Below are 20,783 nucleotides of genomic sequence, written 5' to 3'. Positions count from 1 at the left end.
CCAGGATCAAAATCGAAGGGCCATTGCCACGCGTCTCGCTGGATCCGCACCATGCGCGACTTCATTTTCCAGGATCTGCGTGAGAACCGCCGGCCGTTCCTCGTCACCCAGGATGCGAAACCCCACCGAGGCATAAAATGGCGCGTTAAAAGCCACCTGCCGATCCGTAGTCAGAGTGACGCCTGCGGCCTCTTGCGCTCTCGCCGCTTCGATCGCAGCTTCCATCAGCCGTCGTCCGACGCCCTGCTTCTGCCGGCGCCTGACGACATCGATTTCGGCGATGTGAACCGAGCCATCCTTCATAATGCCGGCCAAAAAACCGAATGGCCGATCTTCACCGTCGACGGCAACGAACAGCAATTGCTCCGTCAGGGATTGTTGCAGGACATCGAGCGGCAGCGACGTCGGCTCGCAGGCGACCGCGCCGGCCTCATGCAGAGCCCAGAAGGCATCGATCTCTATGGCCGCGAGCAGATGCAGCTCATCGGCCCTGGCCGAACGGATCGTCCAGGCGCTTTGATCGATCTCGGTCATTCCATCTCACATATTGGGATAGACAGGTCCCTCGCCGCCCTGCGGCGGCACCCAGTTGATGTTCTGGTTGGGGTCCTTGATATCGCAGGTCTTGCAGTGAACACAGTTCTGGGCGTTGATGACAAAGGTTTCCTTGCCATCCTTCTCCACCCACTCGTAGACGCCTGCCGGACAGTAGCGCGTCGACGGCCCGGCAAAGACGTCGTGCTCCGACGAGACCTGCAGCGCCATGTCGCCAACCCTCAGATGCACCGGCTGGTCTTCCTCATGGTTGGTGTTCGACAGGAACACCGAGGACAGCCGGTCGAAGGTCAAGACGCCATCCGGCTTCGGATAGTCGATCTTCTGATGCTGGGCCGCTGGCTCCAGCGAGGCCGCATCCGTCTTGCCATGTTTCAGCGTGCCGAAGAAGGAGAAGCCGAACAGCTGGTTCGTCCACATGTCGAGGCCGCCAAGCGTGACGCCGATCGCCGTGCCGAACTTCGACCAGAGCGGCTTGACGTTGCGGACGCGCTTCAGATCCTTGCCGATATCCGTCTGGCGCCATTCGTTCTCGATCTCGATCACTTCATCATTGCCGCGGCCAGCGGCGATCGCATCGGCAATCTTGTCTGCCGCCAGGATGCCTGAGAGCACTGCATTGTGGCTGCCCTTGATGCGGGGAACATTGACGAAGCCGGCGGAGCAGCCGATCAACGCGCCGCCAGGGAAAGTGAGCTTCGGTACGGACTGCCAGCCGCCCTCGGTGATGGCGCGGGCGCCATAGGAGATACGCTTGCCGCCCTCGAAAGTGCCGCGGATCGCCGGATGCGTCTTGAAACGCTGGAATTCCTCGAAGGGGAAGAGATAGGGGTTCTTGTAGTTCAAATGGACGACGAAGCCGACGGCGACCAGATTGTCCTCCAGATGATAGAGGAAAGAGCCGCCACCCGTCTTCATGCCCAGCGGCCAGCCGAAGGAATGCTGCACGAGGCCTTTCTTGTGGTTCTCGCGCTTGACTTCCCAGAGTTCCTTGATGCCGATGCCGAACTTCGGCACGTCGCTGTCCCGAGCCAGATCGAACTTTGCGATCAGCTGCTTGGCGAGCGAACCGCGAACGCCTTCGCCGATCAGCACATATTTGCCGAGAAGCGCCATGCCGCGTGTGTAGTTCGGGCCGGGTTCGCCGTTCTTCTCGATGCCCATGTCGCCGGTGGCGACACCGATGACGGCACCCTCGTCATTATAAAGCACTTCGGTCGCGGCAAAGCCGGGATAGATTTCGACGCCGAGGGCTTCGGCCTTTTCGGCCAGCCAACGACAGACGTTGCCGAGCGAGACGATGTAGTTGCCGTGATTGTTCATCAGCGGCGGCATCAGGAAGTTCGGCAGGCGGATCGAGCCGGCGGGGCCGAGGAACAGGAAGTGATCCGACGTGACTTTTGTCTTGAAGGGATGCCCCTCCTCTTCGCGCCAGTCAGGCAACAGGCGGTCGATGCCGATCGGATCGACGACAGCGCCCGACAGAATATGCGCGCCGACTTCGGCGCCCTTCTCGAGCACGACGACGGTCAGATCCGGATTGATCTGCTTCAACCGGATCGCGGCCGACAAGCCCGCAGGGCCTGCGCCGACGATCACGACGTCGAATTCCATGCTCTCGCGTTCCGGCAGCTCGTTCGCGTCAGTCATTCATCTTCTCCGCTTGGCCGGCGTCCAATCATCTCGGATCGCAGCCTTGTCCCCTTGGGCGTCTTCCCCGCTTCGGTTATCTCTTGTCAAAATGGGAGGGGATTGTCGAGCCGGGAAGCGACAGGCAATCCTCCAATTTGCCCAACACGGAAAACAAGTTAAATTACCCTTACGTTAACGTCAATATTCTGATGGTATTTGCTGTCAGTTGTGAAGCGCACCTTCCATAGTCGCCCGATGGCCCTCTATAAATGCCGATCAGACAATCCGAATAGCATGAAGGGTGATTAAGATGGATCTTCGTATTGGCGGAAAGCGCGCACTGGTGCTCGCCTCATCGAAGGGGCTGGGCCATGGCATCGCCGTGGCGCTCGCCCGCGAGGGTGTGAACGTCCTACTCTGCGGCCGCAGCGGCGAAAGGCTTGAAAGCAATTGCAAGGCCATCAATGCCGAAGGCAAAGGCCGAGCCGACTGGATCTGGGCCGACCTCAACGACGAAAACTTCGTGGATGTCGTCACCAAGGCCGCGACCGAGAAATTGGGTGGCATCGACATTCTCGTCAACAACAGCGGCGGCCCGACGCCCGGCACGACGGAAGATATGATCGCCGACCGGCTGGAGACCTATTTCATCTCCATGGTGTCGCGGATCATTACGCTCACCAATGCTCTCTTACCGGGCATGAAGGCACAGGGCTGGGGACGCATCCTCACCGTCGCCTCCTCCGGCGTCATCGAGCCCATTCCTAATCTTGCGCTTTCCAACACGCTGCGCCCGGCGCTTGTGGGCTGGAGCAAGACGCTGGCCAGCGAGGTGGCGGCACATGGCATTACAGTGAACATGCTTCTGCCTGGCAGCATCGCGACCGACCGGCTGGCTGAGCTGGATACGGCAGCAGCCAAACGCGGCGGCCGGAGCCTGGAAGACGTCAGCGCCGAGCGCCAGCAGCGCATTCCCGCCGGCCGCTATGGCCAGGTCGAGGAATTCGCGGCGACGGCCGCATTTCTATGTAGCGAACCGGCAAGCTACGTGACAGGAACGCTGGTCCGTTGCGATGGCGGAGCGGCCCGCTCTCTTTAAAGTCATTAAGAGCAAGCAATGATCGGCCCCTTGCAAGCAAAGGGGCCGACAACACAATTGCGTGAACGGCGACAGCAGCCATCATGAGGTTTGCAACACGCCTTTCACTATAAATGCCGCATTGCGCCGCCGAGCCGGCCAATCATTACGTAACGGCAACCAAAAAATAGTCATTTGACCATTTGTTGCACTGCACAAGTCGAAGCAATTCCAAAGCTTTCCAAGCTTTAATTTTTCGTCGTGCGGAACTGTGGTAGATTGCAGAGCATCAGCGTTCATGAATTCGCGTTAAAGGGACAGAATTACCGAACGTTAGCGGTAACGGCGATGTATGGATTGCGGCGAAGCTCGTCTTTGTTGTGCGACGCAATAAATACACTTCAACGTCACCGCGTTTCCTGCAACAAGCCCCGACTGGTTCTTTAAGTATGAAAAAATTCTGGCTTCCCCTCGGCCTTCTCGTCGTCGCAGCCCTTGTTGCCTGGGGTTATCGCGACCGCATTCCTTTTCTTTCAACATTCATCGACCGGGCTTCGGCAGAGACCAAAGACGCTAGCAAGGCGGCGCAGGCCGGCAGCAAGCGTCAGGCAGGCCCAATCGCCGTAAAGACGGTTGCCGCCGTCAAAACTGCGCTTCCCATGGATGTCCCCGCGACCGGCTGGGTCGTGCCGATCGATTCAACGACGATCGCCGCGCAGGAAGCCGGGCTGATCACGCAGATTGCGGTGAAAGATGGCGCGACGGTCAAAGCCGGCGATCTGATCGCAAAGCTCGATCCTCGTACGGCACAGGCTGCTGTCAACAAGGACCAGGCGAACATTACGAAAGACCAGGCAAACCTTGCCCAAGCGGAGACCGCGCTCACCCGTGCCAATAGCCTGCTCACGAGCAGCGCCGGCACTCAGGCGACTGCCGACGAAGCGCGTGCGACCCGCGACGCCGCCATTGCCACGCTCAGCGCGGACCAGGCACAGCTTGCCTCGGATCAGGTTCTGCTCGGAAACACCGACATACGGGCACCCTATGATGGCCGGCTTGGAGATGTTCAATTGAGCCTGGGTGCTTATGTCAGCGCCGGCACGTCAATCGTCACGATTGCCAAATATAATCCGGCATACATCAAGTTCACCTTGCAGGAAAACAACCTGCGCGAACTGCAGGAGCAGATGGCTGCGGGTCCTGTCCAGGTGACCACTGTTCCTCGTTCCGCACAGGGCAAGCCCCGCACCGGAACGATCACCTTTTATGACAACACAGTCGACCAGGCTTCCGGAACGATCGCTGTGAAGGCAACCTTCGAAAATGCCAACGGCGCCCTGTGGCCGGGACGCTCCGCGAACGTCATGGTTCACTTTGCCGACAATGAGCAGCTTATCGTCGTGCCGACCGTTGCCGTCAGCCCGGGGCCGGACGGCTATATCGCCTTTGTGGTGAAGGACAACAAGGTCAAGATCACGCCGGTGACAATTGCTCGTGCCAATGGCGGTCGCACAGCCGTCGCCACGGGCCTTTCGGTCGGCGATCATGTCGTTGTCGAAGGCCAGTCGCAATTGAACAACGGCACCGAAGTCAAGGAACAGTTCAGCGACAATCCGAACGAGAAAGTCGCTTCCGCTGATGATGGAAAAACTGAAACCATCGCCGTTGGAGCGCAACAATGATCCCGACCTTCTGTATCCAGCGTCCGGTCGCGACTACGCTTCTTGCGATCGGTGTGGTTCTTGCCGGTCTCGCCGGCTATCAGCTCATCCCCGTCGCGGCGGTGCCGCAGGTGGACTTCCCGACGATCAACGTCTCGGCCCAGCTGACGGGCGCCTCACCACAGACAATGGCGACATCTGTCGCCACGCCGCTGATCAAGCAGTTCGAGACGATCCCCGGCATCAGCGAAATTTCTTCGACAAACTCGCTCGGCAATACCAGCATCGTGCTGCAGTTCAATCTCGACCGCAACATCGATGCGGCCGCCGGTGACGTGCAGGCGGCGATCTCGACCGCGCAAAGAAAACTTCCCAACAACCTGACCACCCCGCCAAGCTACAGGAAGACCAACCCGGCCGATGCGCCTGTCATGCTGATCGCCGTACAAAGCGACACCTTGCAGCGCAGCAAGCTCGACGATATCGCCGAGAACATCATCTCTCCATCGATCTCGACACTACCTGGCGTCGCTGAAGTGACCGTAAACGGAGCGCAGACCTACGCGGTGCGTATCGACGTCGATCCCAACAAGCTTCTGGATCGCGGCATCGGCATCGACACGGTCAATACAGCCGTTGTCAACGCCAACAACCAGGTCCCGGTCGGCACGTTGCAAGACTCGGCGCAGAGCATGACGATCAATGCGGATACGCAGCGCGTCAACGCCGACGAGTTTCGCACACTTGTGATTGCCAATCCCAACGGCAAGCCAATTCACCTCGGCGACGTCGCCGACGTGCAGGACAGCGTCGAAAACCAGAATATCGGCAGCTGGTATGATGGCCAGCGGGCGATCATTCTGGCTATTCAACGCCAGCCCGATGCCAATACCGTCGACGTCGTCGATGCCGTCAACAAGACACTGCCGAAACTGCAGGCCGAAATGCCGGCTTCCGTCAAGATGACCGTCATGAACGACTCGGCCCAGCCGATCCGCGAGGCCATCTCGGACGTCAAGTTTACCCTGCTGCTGACCATCGGCCTCGTCGTTCTCGTCATTTACCTGTTCACGGGCCACGTGACGGCAACGATTATTCCCGGCCTCGCCGTGCCTCTTTCACTGATATCGACCTTCGGCATGATGTATGTGCTCGGCTATAGCGTCGACAATATCTCACTGCTCGGATTGACGATCGCGGTCGGTCTCGTGGTGGACGACGCCATCGTGATGCTGGAGAACATTCTGCGGCACATGGAAGAAGGTATGCCGGCGCTGCAGGCGGCCATCAAGGGCGCGGGCGAAGTCAGCTATACGATTATCTCCATGTCTATCTCGCTGATCGCCGTGTTCATCCCTATCCTGCTGATGGGTGGCGTCGTCGGCCGCATCTTCAACGAATTCGGCATGGTGGTGGCCATTGCCATCGTTTCGTCCGCCGTGGTCTCGCTGACCGTCACGCCGATGCTCGGCTCACGTCTCTCCAACGCCCACAGCCATCCTCCCCTGCCGGTGCGCCTTTTCAACAAGGGCTTCAACTGGACCGAGGTCAACTACGGCAAGGGCGTGGAATGGTGTATTCGCCATCGCTACATCGTGCTTGGAAGCTTCCTCGCTTCGGTCGCGCTCTCGGCCTATCTCTTCCTGACACTGCCAGCCAGCTTCTTCCCGCAGGAAGACATCGGCCGGCTGCAGATTTCAACGCGCGCCCGCCAGGATATCTCCTATCCGGCGATGCGTGACCTGCAGAACCAGGCCGCTGCGGCGATCAAGGCGAATCCTGCCGTCGAGCACGTGATGTCGGTTGTCGGCGCCAGCGCTCGCCAGACACTCAACAATGGTACGATCTACGCTCAGCTGAAGGATAAGAAGGATCGTCCGCCACTCGACCAGACTTTGCGCGAAATGCGCGCCGCCGTCGCCAAGATCCCGGGCATACAGGTCTTCATCAACCCTCAGCAAAGCCTTCGCTTCGGCGGACGCCAGACGGCCAGCCAGTATCAGCTCGTCGTCCAGGCACTCAACGCCGATCTGACGAACCAATGGGCCAACAAGATGCTGCAGGAAATGCGCAAGGATCCACGTTTCACCGACGTGACCACCGACGCGCAATATAACGCATTGCAGGCCAATATCGTGGTCGATACGGAGAAGGCTGCCGCCTACGGCGTCAACAATAACCTGCTGCGCACCACGCTTGAAGAGGCCTTCAGCGACTATGCCGCCGCACAGATTCAGTCGACCGGCGACAGCTACGACGTGATCATCGAGTATGACGCGAACCAGCCCTGGGACGACCAGAAACTGTCGCGTATCCATGTGACGTCTTCGAGCGGCCAGCAGGTTCCGTTATCGGCCTTCGCCCATATCGAGCGCAACACCGGTCCGGTGACCATCAACCAGACCGGCCAGCTCGTCTCGACCACGGTATCCTTCAACCTGCCGGCCGGCGAAGCGCTTGGCGACGCCACGGCACAGATCGAACAGATCAAGAAGGACATCAACATGCCGGCGGACATCTTCACGTCCTATGGCGGTACGGCGCAGATCTTCCAGCAGTCGCAGGGCAGCACACCCTACCTGATCCTCGCTGCGGTGCTGACGATCTATATGGTTCTCGGCGTTCTCTACGAGAGCTTCATCCACCCGCTGACCATTCTGTCCGGTCTGCCGGCCGCTGCTCTCGGCGCACTGCTGGCTCTGAAGATCTTCGGCTTCGACCTGTCGGTCATCGCACTCATCGGCTTGCTGATGCTGATCGGTATCGTCAAGAAAAACGCGATCATGATGATCGACGTGGCGCTGGAAACCTTGCGTTCAAGTACAGGCATGTCGGCGGCGGAAGCGATCCACGAAGCCTGCGTACGCCGTTTCCGCCCGATCATGATGACCACCTTCTGCGCCCTGCTCGGTGCTCTGCCGATCGCGGTCGGCGGCGGCGCAAGCTCCGAGCTGCGCCAGCCACTCGGTATCGCCGTGGTTGGCGGCCTCGTGGTTTCGCAGCTTCTGACCTTGTTCATCACGCCGGTCATCTTCCTTGAGATGAACCGCCTGAGCGACTTCCTCGGGCGTTTCGGCCGAAGCAAGGATGGCGACCCGCACCAAAAGGAACCGCCTTCGGCGATTGCCGCGGAATGACAAGAGCGGGCGCCGAAAGGCGCCCGTTCCTTTCCAGGCAAAGCGAAACGCATCGCCGGTGAAACACTGCCGGCGATGCGGCGGCGGCACAAAATAAAACCGCCTCCCCGTCTTGAACTTGACGTCCAGCCATGTCATGACGCGCCCTCTTTGCGACAGGGCGCGTCATGCGTCCCATCAGGGGCTTGGCCCCAATCCAGACAATTTCGACGGAAAGGAGTGCGGGCATGGCTCGGGCGCTTGGTTTCGACTTCGGCACGACGAACACGGTTCTGGCGATGGCCGATGGACCCGCGACACAATCGGTCGCCTTCAACAGCGCTGCCGGCACCGCCGACAGCATGCGCACCGCGCTGTCCTTCATGAAGGATCCGGGGCTGGGTGCGGCCGCGCTCAAGGTCGAAGCCGGGCATGCGGCAATCCGGCAGTTCATCGACAATCCCGGCGACTGTCGCTTCCTGCAGTCGATCAAGACCTTTGCGGCAAGCGCGCTCTTCCAGGGCACGCTGATCTTCGCCAAGCGGCACAGCTTCGAGGATCTGATGGAGATCTTCGTGCGCCGCCTGCGCGCCTATGCCGGAGAGGGCTGGCCGGAAAATGTTTCGCGCATCGTCACCGGACGACCGGTGCATTTTGCCGGCGCCAATCCGAACCCTGCCCTTGCCACGGAGCGCTACAATGCCGCCCTTGCGCGGTTCGGCTTCCCGGAGATCCATTATGTCTACGAGCCGGTCGCGGCGGCCTTCTATTTCGCCCAGCATCTGAAGAAGGATGCGACCGTACTGGTCGCCGACTTCGGCGGCGGTACGACCGATTATTCGCTCATCCGTTTCGAGACCCACGGCGGCAAGCTGACGGCAAAGCCCATCGGCCATTCCGGTGTGGGCATTGCCGGCGATCATTTCGACTTCCGGATGATCGACAACATCGTCTCGCCGGCGATCGGCAAGGGCAGCTTCTTCAAGAGCTTCGACAAGCTCTTGGAAGTTCCGACCTCGTACTACGCTAATTTCGGCCGCTGGAACCAGCTTTCGATCTTCAAGACCTCGCGCGAATATGCCGACCTGAAGACGCTGGTGCGCAGCAGCCTGGAGCCGGAGAAGCTGGAGACCTTCATCGAGCTCGTCGAGCATGACGAAGGCTACCCGCTCTATCAGGCCGTATCGGCAACGAAGATGGCGCTTTCGAGCGAAGAAGAAGCCGAATTCAACTTCCCACCGCTCGGCAAGGCCGGCCGCAAGCATGTGCGCCGCGCCGATTTCGAGACGTGGATTGCGGAAGACCTCGCCCGCATCGAAGGCGCTCTCGACGATGTGCTGACAACGACGAACACATCGCCCGATGCGATCGACAAGGTGTTCCTGACAGGCGGCACCTCTTTCGTGCCAGCCGTGCGCCGTATCTTCACGGAGCGCTTTGGTCAGGAGCGGATCGAAACGGGCGGCGAACTGTTGTCGATCGCCCACGGTCTTGCCCTGATCGGCGAGCGCGACGATATCGCCCAGTGGACGGCTTGAGATAGTCGACCACCCTGCCCTTTCGTTCCTGCGCCGCTTTGGTTAGAGTTCGCCCATGATTTCCGCCAGCGACCTCACACCGGCCGAGCTTGCCGCCCTTCTGCATTTCCATGCGGATGCCGGCGTTGATTGGCTGCTGGAAGAGCAGCCGGTGGATCGGTTTGCCGAATTCGAGACGATGCGCGCCGCGCGGCAAGGGGCGAGAACAGCGCCGCCGCCACGGGCCGAAGCGCCAGCACCCGCCACACGGCCGCAGCCCGAGCGCCGCCAGGCCGCAAAGCCGGCGACGCCTGCCGCAGCAGCACCGCCGCGCGCAACACCGGCCATTCCCGACGAGCAAGCCGTGGAACAGGCCCGATTCGCGGCCGAGAGTGCGCGATCGCTGAGCGAACTGAAGACTGCGATCGAAGCCTTCAATGGCTGCAATCTCAAGAACAGCGCCCGCTCGACGATCTTTGCCAGCGGAACTCCGGAAGGCCGGATCATGGTGATCGGCCCGATGCCGAGCGCCGACGATGATCGCGAGGGGGCGCCGTTTGCCGGCCGCGCAGGACAGTTGCTCGACAGGATGCTCGCCGCCATCGGCCTGCAGCGCGATTCGATCCTGCTCACCAACGTCATTCCATGGCGGCCGCCGGGCAACCGCGCCCCTTCCCCGCCGGAAATCGAGATATGCCGGCCGTTCATAGAACGGCAGATTGCGCTTGCTGAGCCGAAAGCTGTGCTTCTGCTCGGCAATTTCACCGCCCGCCACTTTTTCGGCGGTGGCGAAACCATCCATGGATTGCGCGGACAATGGCGGGAAATCAGCATTCTCGGCCGAAGCGTCCCCGCTATTGCCAGCCTGCATCCGCAAGAATTGCTGACCGCGCCGATCAATAAACGCCTCTCCTGGAGCGATCTTCTGGCCTTCAAGAATTATATCGCCGCTGAAATAATAGGCTAATTCCAACAGGTATTAACGGAGAATGACACTAGTCATGCATTTTCGGCATGGCAGTCTTCTTTTGTTGTGCATTGCAGAATCTATGCTGCACTGCAATATATGGGTTGTCTTGGGAGGAATTCGAAAGGAACCAAGGCAATGACTGCACGTTTTCGCCCTATTCACTGCGGGTTTGATACCCTGCGCCGCGCCATCGAGCCCGTGCGCGCCATAAACGGCCATCGCAATCTCGGCATCGCTGCCAATGAGCAGATGACCGCGCGAGGCACCGGCATCTCGGCTCGCATCAGCCGCCCGACGGCCATTTTCGCCGATTTCCGCGCCTGCTAACCTGCGGGCGCGACTTGCCGGGCGATCCAGCGTAACGTTCAAGTATCAGGATTTCCATCATGTCTTCGGGTTTGCGTTCATTCATCGCTCTGCTCGATTCCGTCGGCCATATCGGCTCCGCGGTGCGGGCCGCCGAGGAATTCGAGCGCGCACGCAATTTTCATAAGGACGAATGCCGCAGCACAAGTGCTGCCCGGATCGTCGAGACAAGCATTCCACTTTGAGATTTCACGGGCAGAATTACGCTGCCTGATCTTCCGTTCGAGCCGAACGGGCAGATCCGAGAGAGCCCTTGCCCTCTAGGCGGACCGCGCCCAGGCGAAGGCCTCGTCGACTGCCGCCAATTTCACGGCCTGCCATCCGCAATACTGTTCGAGAAAATTGCGCGATATCCACATACGCGTCTTCTTGGCTTCGTCGTGCCAACCGATGTCTCCGCGATCGGCAGATTTGCGCAGGAGACGCTGCAAATGGGTGCGCGATATCATGAAATGCGCCGCCAGAGCGCGGGCATCGACATGGCCGATGTCGATTCGATCGCCGGCTTCTCCGCCGAGGTCGAGCCTGGACATGATATGATCGACAACAAGACCGCCGGATTCCGTCCAAAGAAACAGGCCGACGCTTTCCGGTGGTTCGCGCCAGATGTCGGCCGCCAGACAATTGCGGGTCATGCGCGGCTGTGCCAGATCCATCAGCATCGGCGACGCGACAAGCGCAGCGGCGCGGCTACCAGCATCAAGAAGATCGAGCGCGGCCAGATTGGCGAGATACCATCCAAACATCGCCGTGTAGCTGATTTCGGTCGGTACGTAGCGGCGCGGACGGCGTGCGGGTCCCGGAGCAAGCTCCAGGAAGCGATAGGTCAGCAGTTCCTCAATGAAACTCAGGACGGTATTGCGGCTGGCGATGCGGTAATGCGTGATGAGATTGCGCAGGGCAACGGCGGTCAGTCCTGAGCCCGGAATCCCCGGATCATATTCAAGATGCAGCGCATAGGCGGCCTGGGTCAGAAGCCAGCGCTGGTGTGAGGCGAGCATGCGCGCAACCCTTGGGCCGCTGTCATAACGGTTACGCAATGTCTCGGAGAGAAAGCTCAAGGATGCTACGAACTTGGGATGACGAGCAAGCTGCTCGATGGGAAAATTCAATCGGGCCTCCTGGGGTGCCCTTCTTAAAAAGCAACAGAAAGTGGATGTTTCATTTTTGTGAACGAAATCATCGGAATCGATCATAATTCCGACATCTAATAGCATGCTATAGTTATGCAAGCGCCTTTATATCGCAAGGAGTTAAACAAATAATTTACTTTAAATTATTGTTTCCCAACCGTAACGGCCTGCATCTAACGGCAACGCAGTCATGATGATCCACCTGAACGTTATGGTAGCAATTGTACTGCCGGTCTGCAAATGCAGGCGCAGAGCTGCCACTTTTCATTCGAATAGCTGAATTGAGAGCGGCACGGCGAGCGAATACTTATTGTGCCGTAACAAAACATATCGGCATTGCGATATGACTTTAACTTTGGTTCAGATTTCGGTGTAATGATGCGGCACTTCAGTCCGGAGGAGGGCTTCGGACTGTGCCCGCCACAGCATAGCCTGATCAGGATAGACCATGCGTACAGACACCGGCCAGATCGTCAATCTGGCAGACTATCGCCCCACCAACTTCGTTCTGGAACGCGTGGACCTCACCTTCGATCTGCATCCGACCGAGACCAAGGTGGAGGCACGGCTAATCTTCCATCGCCGTGAGGGTATCGATCCCAAGGCACCCCTGGTGCTGGATGGCGACGAACTGGCCCTCTCCGGCCTACTGCTCGATCAGACGGAGCTGCCTGCCGCGCAATATGACGCCACGCCCGAGAGCCTCACGGTTCGTGATCTGCCGGAAAGCACGCCTTTCGAGCTGACGATCACGACCGTCATCAACCCGGAAGCCAACACGCAGCTGATGGGTCTCTATCGCACCGGCGGCATTTATTGCACGCAGTGCGAGGCCGAAGGCTTCCGCCGCATCACCTATTTCCCCGACCGGCCGGATGTTCTCGCGCCCTATACGGTCAATATCATCGCCGACAAGGCCGCCAATCCGCTGCTGCTGTCGAACGGCAATTTCCTCGGCGGCGCCGGCTATGGTGAGGGCAAGCATTTTGCCGCCTGGTTCGATCCGCATCCGAAGCCGAGCTATCTCTTCGCGCTGGTCGCCGGCGATCTTGGTGTCGTCGAGGACACGTTCACCACCCTATCCGGCCGCGAAGTGGCGCTGAAGATCTATGTCGAGCACGGCAAGGAGCCGCGTGCGGTCTATGCCATGGATGCGCTGAAGCGCTCGATGAAGTGGGACGAGGAGCGGTTCGGCCGCGAATACGATCTCGACATCTTCATGATCGTCGCCGTGTCGGACTTCAACATGGGGGCGATGGAGAACAAGGGTCTCAACGTCTTCAACGACAAATATGTGCTCGCCGATCCCGAGACGGCAACCGATGCCGACTACGCCAATATCGAAGCCATCATCGCGCACGAATACTTCCACAACTGGACGGGCAATCGCATCACCTGCCGAGACTGGTTCCAGCTCTGCCTCAAGGAAGGCCTGACCGTCTATCGCGATCACGAGTTTTCTGCAGACCAGCGCTCGCGCCCGGTCAAGCGCATCGCCGAAGTTCGGCATCTGAAATCGGAGCAGTTTCCGGAAGATAGCGGTCCCCTCGCCCATCCCGTACGCCCGACGAAATACCGCGAAATCAACAATTTCTACACGACCACGGTCTATGAGAAGGGCAGCGAAGTCACGCGCATGATCGCAACCCTGCTCGGCCGCGATCTCTTCAAGCAGGGCATGGACCTCTATTTCGATCGGCATGACGGACAGGCTGTCACGATCGAGGATTTCGTCAGATGCTTCGAAGATGTCAGCGGCCGCGATCTCTCGCAATTCTCGCTATGGTATCATCAGGCCGGCACGCCCCTCGTCACTGCCTCCGGCGCTTATGATGCCGACGCCAAGACGTTCACCCTGTCGCTCGAGCAGATGGTGCCAGCAACGCCGGGCCAGACGGCCAAGAAGCCAATGCATATTCCGCTGCGCATGGGCTTGCTTGCCGAAGATGGCGCCGTCATCACGCCGGCATCCGCCAGTGGGGCCGAGCTTGTTGACGACGTATTGCACCTGACGAAGCAGACGCAGACGGCGACGTTCCACGGTATTTCCCAGCGGCCGGTCCTGTCGCTCAATCGCAGCTTCTCGACGCCGATCAACCTGCAATTCAGCCAGAGCGCCGGCGATCTCGCTCTGATCGCCCGTTACGAGACCGATCATTTCGCCCGCTGGCAGGCGCTGATCGACCTCGGCCTGCCAAACCTCCTGCAAGCCGCCCGCGATGCACGCCAAGGCGTCGAGATCACCTGTGATCCGGCCTTCACCAACGCACTGCTCGCAGCTGCCGCCGACGACAGTCTGGAGCCGGCTTTCCGCGCTCAGGTCCTTACCTTGCCGAGCGAATCCGACATTGCCCGCGAACTCGGCGGCAATAACGACCCGGATGCCATTCATGCCGCACGCCAGACAATCATCAAGCGGATCGCTGTAGCTGGACAGGGTGTGTTCACCGCACTCTATGACGGCATGCAAACGCCGGGTCGCTTCACCCCGGATGCCGCAAGCGCCGGGCGTCGCGCCTTGCGCAATGCGGCTCTGAGCTATCTGTCGCAGTCGGACGAGACGCCGGCTCGAGCCAAAGCGGCCTATGATGCTGCGAACAACATGACCGATCTCAGTGCGGCGCTGACCATTCTAGCGCAGCAATTCCCCGATACTGCTGAGACGGCGGCAGCGCTTGCGCATTTCCGCGACCGCTTCGCGGACAATGCGCTCGTCATCGACAAGTGGCTCGCCATTCAGGCAGCGATTCCCGGCGCCGGTGCGCTGGAACGCATTCGGCTGCTCATGGAGACACCGCTGTTCAAGCACACCAATCCGAACCGTGTGCGTGCGCTGATCGGCACCTTCGCCTTCGCCAACCCCACCGGCTTCGGCCGCGCAGATGGTGCCGGATATAATTTCCTGGCCGACGAGATCCTCGAGATCGATCAGCGCAACCCGCAGCTTGCGGCACGCATCCTGACTTCGATGCGTTCCTGGCGCCTGCTGGAGCCAGTGCGTGCCGACCACGCCCGATCGGCGCTGATGCGGATCGAGCGCGCGGGCGGTCTTTCGACCGACGTGCGCGACATCGTCGATCGCATCCTCAAGGAGTGATTTCGATCGCTCAGCATGCCGATTTCAAAGGCTGATTTGCATCGGCCTTTTCAGCTTCAACGAGTCCCGAACGCACGCAACTTACCGCTGCGTGTGTAAAATATGCTGAAATCGCAGATGGTTAAGAAAGTTTTACCGCGCCCTCTGGACAAGCCGAATCACGAATGATTCATTAGGGCAGATTCGGGCGAGCGGCGCAGCGAATCACACGAGGGACAAGGCTAAAGCGATGGTGGACGTGCGGCGGGCAACCGCGGCCGATGGACGGCTGCGTGTTAATTTCGACGGTCTGAAATCCTGGCATAGCGGCGTTACCGATCGAACCGGAGTGCGGGTGGAGACGATTTCGCGTCGTTTTCCGCAGACGGAGCATATTCTCAAGCGCATCATTCCCGTCCTCATCGTTTCCTTCCTGATGGTCGTCGCCGCCTCGCATTTCTTCGGCATGATCACGGAACATAGCCGGATGGCGGCTTCCGCCCGCCGCACCACCTCGCTTTCCATCGCTGCCGCATCCGCCGCCTTTTCGAATGACGCCAGCCTGTTCCAGACCGGGGACCGCAGCGGCGCAGAACGGAAACTGGCCTCCTATCTGCCGCAGGATCGACTGGATACCGGCGCTTTCGTGCTGTTGGTGCAGGCGAGCGGCCGGGTGTTCGGCTCGTCGGCTGCCGGCTCCGGCTATATCGGCATGCTGATTTCCGACTTCTTCCCAGAAGTGTCGGCCACCCGCAGTTTTGGCGACCATGCCGGCGTGATCGAGACCATGATCGGCGGCGAGCCCTATTATGCGGCGATTTCCCTGATCGGCGACAAAGGTGATTTCATCTTGTCGGCCGCATCGATGGATCAGATCGACAAGCTCTGGCGCGACGAGCTGACACTGAACGTCACGCTGTTTGCCGGCATATCCTCCATCCTGCTCGTCATCCTCTATGCCTATTATACGCAGGTGAAACGCGCCCGGGACGCGGACGAAATCTTCCTCGAATCCAACCTGCGGGTCGAGACGGCACTATCGCGCGGGCGCTGTGGCCTCTGGGATTTCGATTTCACCAGCCGCCAGTTCTTCTGGTCGCGGTCGATGTACGACATGCTCGGGCTGCCGGTTGCCGACAAGCCGCTCGCTTTCACGGATGCGGCGCGGCTGATGCATCCGGACGACAACAGCCTGCATATGCTTGCCCGCACAGTCACCCGCGGCAATGCCGGCCAGGTGGACCAGATTCTGCGCATTCGCCACGCCAAGGGGCATTATGTCTGGATGCGCGCCCGCGCCCAGGTGATCCGCACCAATTCCGGCCGCGTGCACATGATCGGCATCGCCATGGACGTGACCGAACAGCACCGGCTGGCGCAGCGCTATGCCGAGGCCGACCAGCGGCTGGCCGATGCTATCGAATGCACCTCCGAAGCCTTCGTGCTGTGGGACAAGAACGATCGCCTGGTCATGTGCAATGCGCATTTTCAGCAGGCCTATGGCCTGCCCGACAACGTGCTCGTTCCCGGCACCGAGCGCGCCGTCGTCAATGCCGCTGCGGCGCGACCGGTCATCGAGCGCCGCATTGTCGATCCCGGCCGCTCCAATCATTCGCAGACGACCGAGGTGCAGCTCGCCGACGAGCGCTGGCTGCAGATCAACGAACGGCGCACCCGCGACGGCGGCCTCGTCTCCGTCGGCACCGACATCACCCAGCTCAAGCGCAACCAGGAGCGCCTTCGCGAGTCCGAGCGCCGGCTGATGGCGACGATCAACGATCTCTCTGCATCGCGGCAGATCCTGGAGAAGCAGAAGGCGGAGCTTTCAACCGCCAACACCAACTATCTCGCCGAGAAGGAGCGCGCCGAAGCAGCCAACAGGGCCAAATCGGAATTCCTCGCCAACATGTCGCACGAGTTGCGCACGCCGCTCAACGCCATTCTCGGCTTCTCCGAAATCCTGCAGGACCAGATGTTCGGTCCGCTCGGCTCCGCCCGCTACAATGAATATGCCAAGGACATTCACGACAGCGGCAAGCATCTGCTCAATGTCATCAACGACATTCTCGACATGTCCAAGATCGAAGCCGGGCACATGAAGCTCTCCCGCGAGCGGATCAATCTCGCGCCGCTCATCGAGGAATGCCTGCGCTTCACCCGCATTCCGGCCGCGCAGAAGAACATTCTGGTCGAGCAGGACATTTCCTCCGAAATCAAGCTCAATGCCGATCGGCGGGCGATGAAACAGATCGTGCTCAACCTGCTCTCCAATGCGGTGAAATTCACCAATGATGGCGGTCGCATCGCGGTTCGCACACGCAGGGTCGACGATGCCGTCATGCTCGTCATCGCCGATACCGGCATCGGCATTCCGAAATCGGCGCTCAGCAAGATCGGCCAGCCCTTCGAGCAGGTGCAGAGCCAATATGCGAAGAGCAAGGGAGGCTCCGGCCTGGGGCTTGCCATTTCGAGATCGCTGACGGCGCTGCATCATGGCCGCATGCGGATCCGCTCGCGCGAAGGCATCGGCACGGTGATCGCAATCCGCATCCCGGATCAGAGCTGATCAGCTTCCGACCGTTGCCTGGAATACCTTTCGCACCGCCTTCGACAGGCGCTTCAGCTCCGCTTCCAGCGTGCGGATGTCCGGGCAATCGCCGGCGCGGCAAACCAGCTCGATCAGCCCCGAAGGCGTGTTTTTCGGATCGAATGTGCCGTCGATGCAAAGACGGATCAGCTGCGACACCTCCGTATAGAGCTGCAGGGTCTCAAGGCAGACGTCCAGATCATTGCGATCCATCAGGCTGCCGCCGAGCAGTTTCAACGCTTCGGCTGTGCTGAGGCCATTTGCGTCGATGCCGACGCCGCGGACCGACGCGATCAGCCGCAGATATTGCGCAATGAATTCGATATCGATCAGGCCGCCGGGGATCAGCTTCAGATCCCAAATGCTCTCCGGCGGCTTCTCCTGCTCGATCAGGGCGCGCATCTCACGAACATCTTTAGCGATCTTGGCGACATCTCTCTTTGTCGAAAGAACCTCGCCGATCACCCGCTCCGCATCGTTCACCAATTCCTCGTCACCGCAGATCAGGCGAGCCCGCGAAAGCGCCATATGTTCCCAGGTCCAGGCTTCCTCGCGCTGGTATTTCTCGAAGGAGTTGATGCGCGTGGCAACCGGGCCTTTGTTGCCCGAGGGACGCAAGCGCATGTCCACCTCGTAGAGCACGCCCTCAGCCGTCGGTGCCGAAAGGGCTGCGATCAGCCGCTGCGTGATGCGGGTGAAATAGCGCGTGGCATCGAGCGGCTTCTGACCATCGGATTCGCCGGCCGTGTCGTCGTAATCGTAAAGCAGGATGATATCGATGTCGGAGCCGGCCGAGAGCTCGAAACTGCCGAGCTTGCCCATGCCGACGACGGCAATGCGACCGCCGGGATACTCGCCATGTGCTGCCCGGATTTCCTTCATGACGGCATCCAGTGCCGCTTCGACGATCAGATCGGCAAGGTAGGTGAAAGCACGAGCGGCCATGACCCCGCCGATCGCGCCCGTCAACAGGCGAATACCGATCAGGAAGCGCTGTTCGGATGCGAAAATGCGCAAGAGGTCGAGCGTCTCTTCATAATGCCTTGCCGGGGCAAGGAAACTCTTGAGACGCTCGGCCAGATAGTCGCGCGTCGGCAGTTCGGCCATGAGCCTAGGATCCAGCATGCCATCAAAGACATGCGGCTTGGCCGCAATGATCTCGGCAAGGCGTGGTGCCGACGACATGATGTTGACGATCAACGAGAGCAACGCCGGATTGGTCCCGAGCAGCGAGAAGAGCTGGATGCCCGCCGGCAGGCCGGAAATGAAGCTGTCGAAGCGCAGCAATGCCTTGTCGGCACGCTTGCTTTCGCCGAAAACGCGCAGCAGCTCCGGCGTCAGTTCCGTCAACCGTTCTCGCGCCTCTACCGATTGCGTCGCGCGATATCGGCCGTAATGCCAGGTGCGGATGACATTGGCGATGTCGGACGGCCTTTCGAAGCCCAGGCGACGCAGCGTCTCCAGCGTGTCGGGATCGTCGCCCTGGCCGGTAAAGACAAGATTGCCGGTTTCGCTCGACAGCTTGGTTTCCTGTTCGAACAGGCGCGCATAGCGACGCTCGACGGTCTTCAACGTCGTCACCAGCGCTTCGGAAAAAGCCGACACGTCGGCAAAACCCATCATGTAGGCGATGCGCCGGAGTTCGGCATCGGTTTCCGGCAGCAGATGCGTCTGCTCGTCGCGCACCATCTGGATACGATGCTCGACGTCGCGCAGGAACCAATAGGCCGCCGCCAGCTCATCGCGCGTTTCCGCATCGATCCACTTCGCCTCGGTCAGTTCGGAAAGCGTTTCCTCCGTCGATCGGCTGCGCAATGCCGGCATGCGGCCGCCCGCAATGAGCTGCTGCGTCTGCACGAAGAACTCGATCTCGCGAATGCCGCCTCGGCCAAGCTTGACATTGTGGCCTTTCACCGCGATCGCGCCGTGTCCCTTATGCGCGTGGATCTGCCGCTTGATGGAGTGAATGTCTGATATCGCGGCATAATCGAGATATTTGCGGAAGACGAAGGGCACGAGATCGCGGATGAAGGCCTGGCCGGCCGCGATATCGCCGCCGACGGGCCGCGCCTTGATGAAGGCGGCACGCTCCCAGTTCTGCCCCCTGCCCTCATAGTAGATCATCGCGGCGTCCACCGGGATCGCCAGCGGCGTCGAGCCGGGATCGGGGCGCAGGCGGAGGTCGGTGCGGAAGACATAGCCATCCGCCGTCCGCTCCTGCAGGATGCGCACCAGCCGGCGCATCAGCCGTGGGAAGATATCGATGGCATCATCGGGATCGGGCACGATGCCTGCCGTTTCGTCAAAAAAGACGACCAGATCAATATCGGAGGAATAGTTCAGCTCTTCAGCACCCAGCTTGCCCATGCCGAGGACGATCAGCCCCGATTTCCAGCTCGGGGCGGCGGGATCGGGAACCACGATCTTGCCGGCCTCGTGCGATGACAGCAACAAATGGTCTATCGCCGCCGAAATGGAGGCTTCCGCAAGCCTGCTCAACCAGCGGGTCGTCACCCTCCCATCATAGATGCGTGCGAGATCGGCAAGAGCCACGAGGAAGGCTGCGCGGCGCTTAGCGATGCGCAGGCGGCTCATCACCTCGGATTCGGACGGGGAGGCACCGCCTCCATCCGCAGGCAGCCAGGCACGCCGAGCCTCTTCCACCAGCCCTTCGATCTGTGGCGACAGCGGCTTCTCGATGGCGGCGACGAGGAGCGACGGTTCGAGATTGGCGATTTCACGCAAATGAGGAGAGAGGGTCAGGGCAGCGACGATGAAATCCCGCAACGCACTCTCGCCCGCAAGAAGATCGGCAACGACCGGCTCTGTTCCCGCGATCTGCTTGAGATCGGCAAGCGCAGACTTCGTCTCCGTCTGGTTCAACGGTCGCAGCCGCCCGGCCGGAACATCCCGCAGCAAATCGCTTTGCGTCGTCGTCATGCAGTTCTCCCCAACAGCAAGCGGATAGAGCATGATGCCGAAAAGTGTGAGCGGTTTTCGGACAACGTCATGCTCTACTTCTTTGACGCTAGAGCGGATTCAGATTTTAGGTCGTTTCGACCTAAAATCATCCGGCTCTAGTGCAGGATTAA

At 60.2% G+C, this 20,783-nt stretch carries 13 protein-coding genes; 9 read left to right on the top strand and 4 right to left on the bottom strand.

The window, feature by feature from the left end:
* Window positions 1-6 precede the first annotated feature (6 nt).
* Together GA0061103_RS09890 and GA0061103_RS09885 are read right to left on the bottom strand one after the other, a co-directional pair.
* Window positions 7-534, bottom strand: coding sequence for a GNAT family N-acetyltransferase (locus tag GA0061103_RS09890; protein ID WP_092710315.1), 528 nt, complete (start codon window positions 532-534; stop codon window positions 7-9).
* A gap of 6 nt (window positions 535-540) precedes the next feature.
* Window positions 541-2,205: an electron transfer flavoprotein-ubiquinone oxidoreductase gene (locus GA0061103_RS09885; RefSeq protein ID WP_092710312.1), complete on the bottom strand. Its 1,665-nt coding sequence runs from the start codon at window positions 2,203-2,205 to the stop codon at window positions 541-543.
* Window positions 2,206-2,497: 292 nt separating this feature from the next.
* Here GA0061103_RS09885 and GA0061103_RS09880 point away from each other — a divergent pair, with 292 nt between their 5' ends.
* The 7 genes from GA0061103_RS09880 (at window position 2,498) to GA0061103_RS35010 (ending at window position 11,080) form a co-directional block, all read left to right on the top strand.
* Complete coding sequence (locus tag GA0061103_RS09880) at window positions 2,498-3,286, top strand: SDR family oxidoreductase (protein WP_092710310.1); 789 nt, start codon at window positions 2,498-2,500, stop codon at window positions 3,284-3,286.
* 428 nt (window positions 3,287-3,714) lie between these two features.
* Window positions 3,715-4,947 (top strand): efflux RND transporter periplasmic adaptor subunit, encoded by a 1,233-nt coding sequence (locus GA0061103_RS09875; protein WP_092710307.1) that lies wholly within the window; start codon window positions 3,715-3,717, stop codon window positions 4,945-4,947.
* Complete coding sequence (locus tag GA0061103_RS09870) at window positions 4,944-8,063, top strand: efflux RND transporter permease subunit (RefSeq protein ID WP_092710305.1); 3,120 nt, start codon at window positions 4,944-4,946, stop codon at window positions 8,061-8,063. Before GA0061103_RS09875 ends, GA0061103_RS09870 begins: the two co-directional genes overlap by 4 nt.
* Before the next feature lie 227 nt (window positions 8,064-8,290).
* Window positions 8,291-9,580, top strand: coding sequence for an Hsp70 family protein (locus tag GA0061103_RS09865; protein ID WP_092710302.1), 1,290 nt, complete (start codon window positions 8,291-8,293; stop codon window positions 9,578-9,580).
* A gap of 55 nt (window positions 9,581-9,635) precedes the next feature.
* Window positions 9,636-10,526, top strand: a complete 891-nt coding sequence (locus GA0061103_RS09860; protein ID WP_092710300.1) for a uracil-DNA glycosylase — start codon at window positions 9,636-9,638, stop codon at window positions 10,524-10,526.
* 138 nt (window positions 10,527-10,664) lie between these two features.
* Entirely contained in the window at window positions 10,665-10,856 is a 192-nt protein-coding gene (locus GA0061103_RS09855) for a hypothetical protein (RefSeq protein ID WP_092710297.1), read from the top strand.
* A gap of 59 nt (window positions 10,857-10,915) precedes the next feature.
* Window positions 10,916-11,080, top strand: coding sequence for a hypothetical protein (locus GA0061103_RS35010; protein WP_167376560.1), 165 nt, complete (start codon window positions 10,916-10,918; stop codon window positions 11,078-11,080).
* 75 nt (window positions 11,081-11,155) lie between these two features.
* Here the strand turns inward: GA0061103_RS35010 and GA0061103_RS09850 are convergent, their stop codons facing one another.
* Window positions 11,156-12,007 carry a hypothetical protein gene (locus GA0061103_RS09850; RefSeq protein WP_092710296.1) on the bottom strand — a complete coding sequence of 284 codons (852 nt, stop codon included), beginning with the start codon at window positions 12,005-12,007 and terminating at the stop codon, window positions 11,156-11,158.
* Between the two features lie 469 nt (window positions 12,008-12,476).
* On the opposite strand from GA0061103_RS09850, the gene pepN reads away from it, so the two are divergent.
* Entirely contained in the window at window positions 12,477-15,125 is a 2,649-nt protein-coding gene (pepN, locus tag GA0061103_RS09845; RefSeq protein ID WP_092710294.1) for an aminopeptidase N, read from the top strand.
* A gap of 229 nt (window positions 15,126-15,354) precedes the next feature.
* The gene (locus tag GA0061103_RS09840; protein ID WP_092710291.1) at window positions 15,355-17,670 is read left to right on the top strand and encodes a PAS domain-containing sensor histidine kinase; all 2,316 of its coding nucleotides are present in this window, start codon (window positions 15,355-15,357) and stop codon (window positions 17,668-17,670) included.
* Here GA0061103_RS09840 and GA0061103_RS09835 read toward each other — a convergent pair whose 3' ends face one another.
* Window positions 17,671-20,631, bottom strand: a complete 2,961-nt coding sequence (locus GA0061103_RS09835; protein ID WP_092710289.1) for a bifunctional [glutamine synthetase] adenylyltransferase/[glutamine synthetase]-adenylyl-L-tyrosine phosphorylase — start codon at window positions 20,629-20,631, stop codon at window positions 17,671-17,673. It lies immediately after the preceding gene.
* Between the last annotated feature and the right edge of the window lie 152 nt (window positions 20,632-20,783).

The organism is Martinezella multihospitum, assembly GCF_900094585.1.
GTDB classification, from domain to species: Bacteria; Pseudomonadota; Alphaproteobacteria; order Rhizobiales; family Rhizobiaceae; genus Rhizobium; species Rhizobium multihospitium.
The sequence above is the reverse complement of the archived record's forward strand: the minus strand, read 5'-3'. Positions and strand labels throughout refer to the sequence as shown.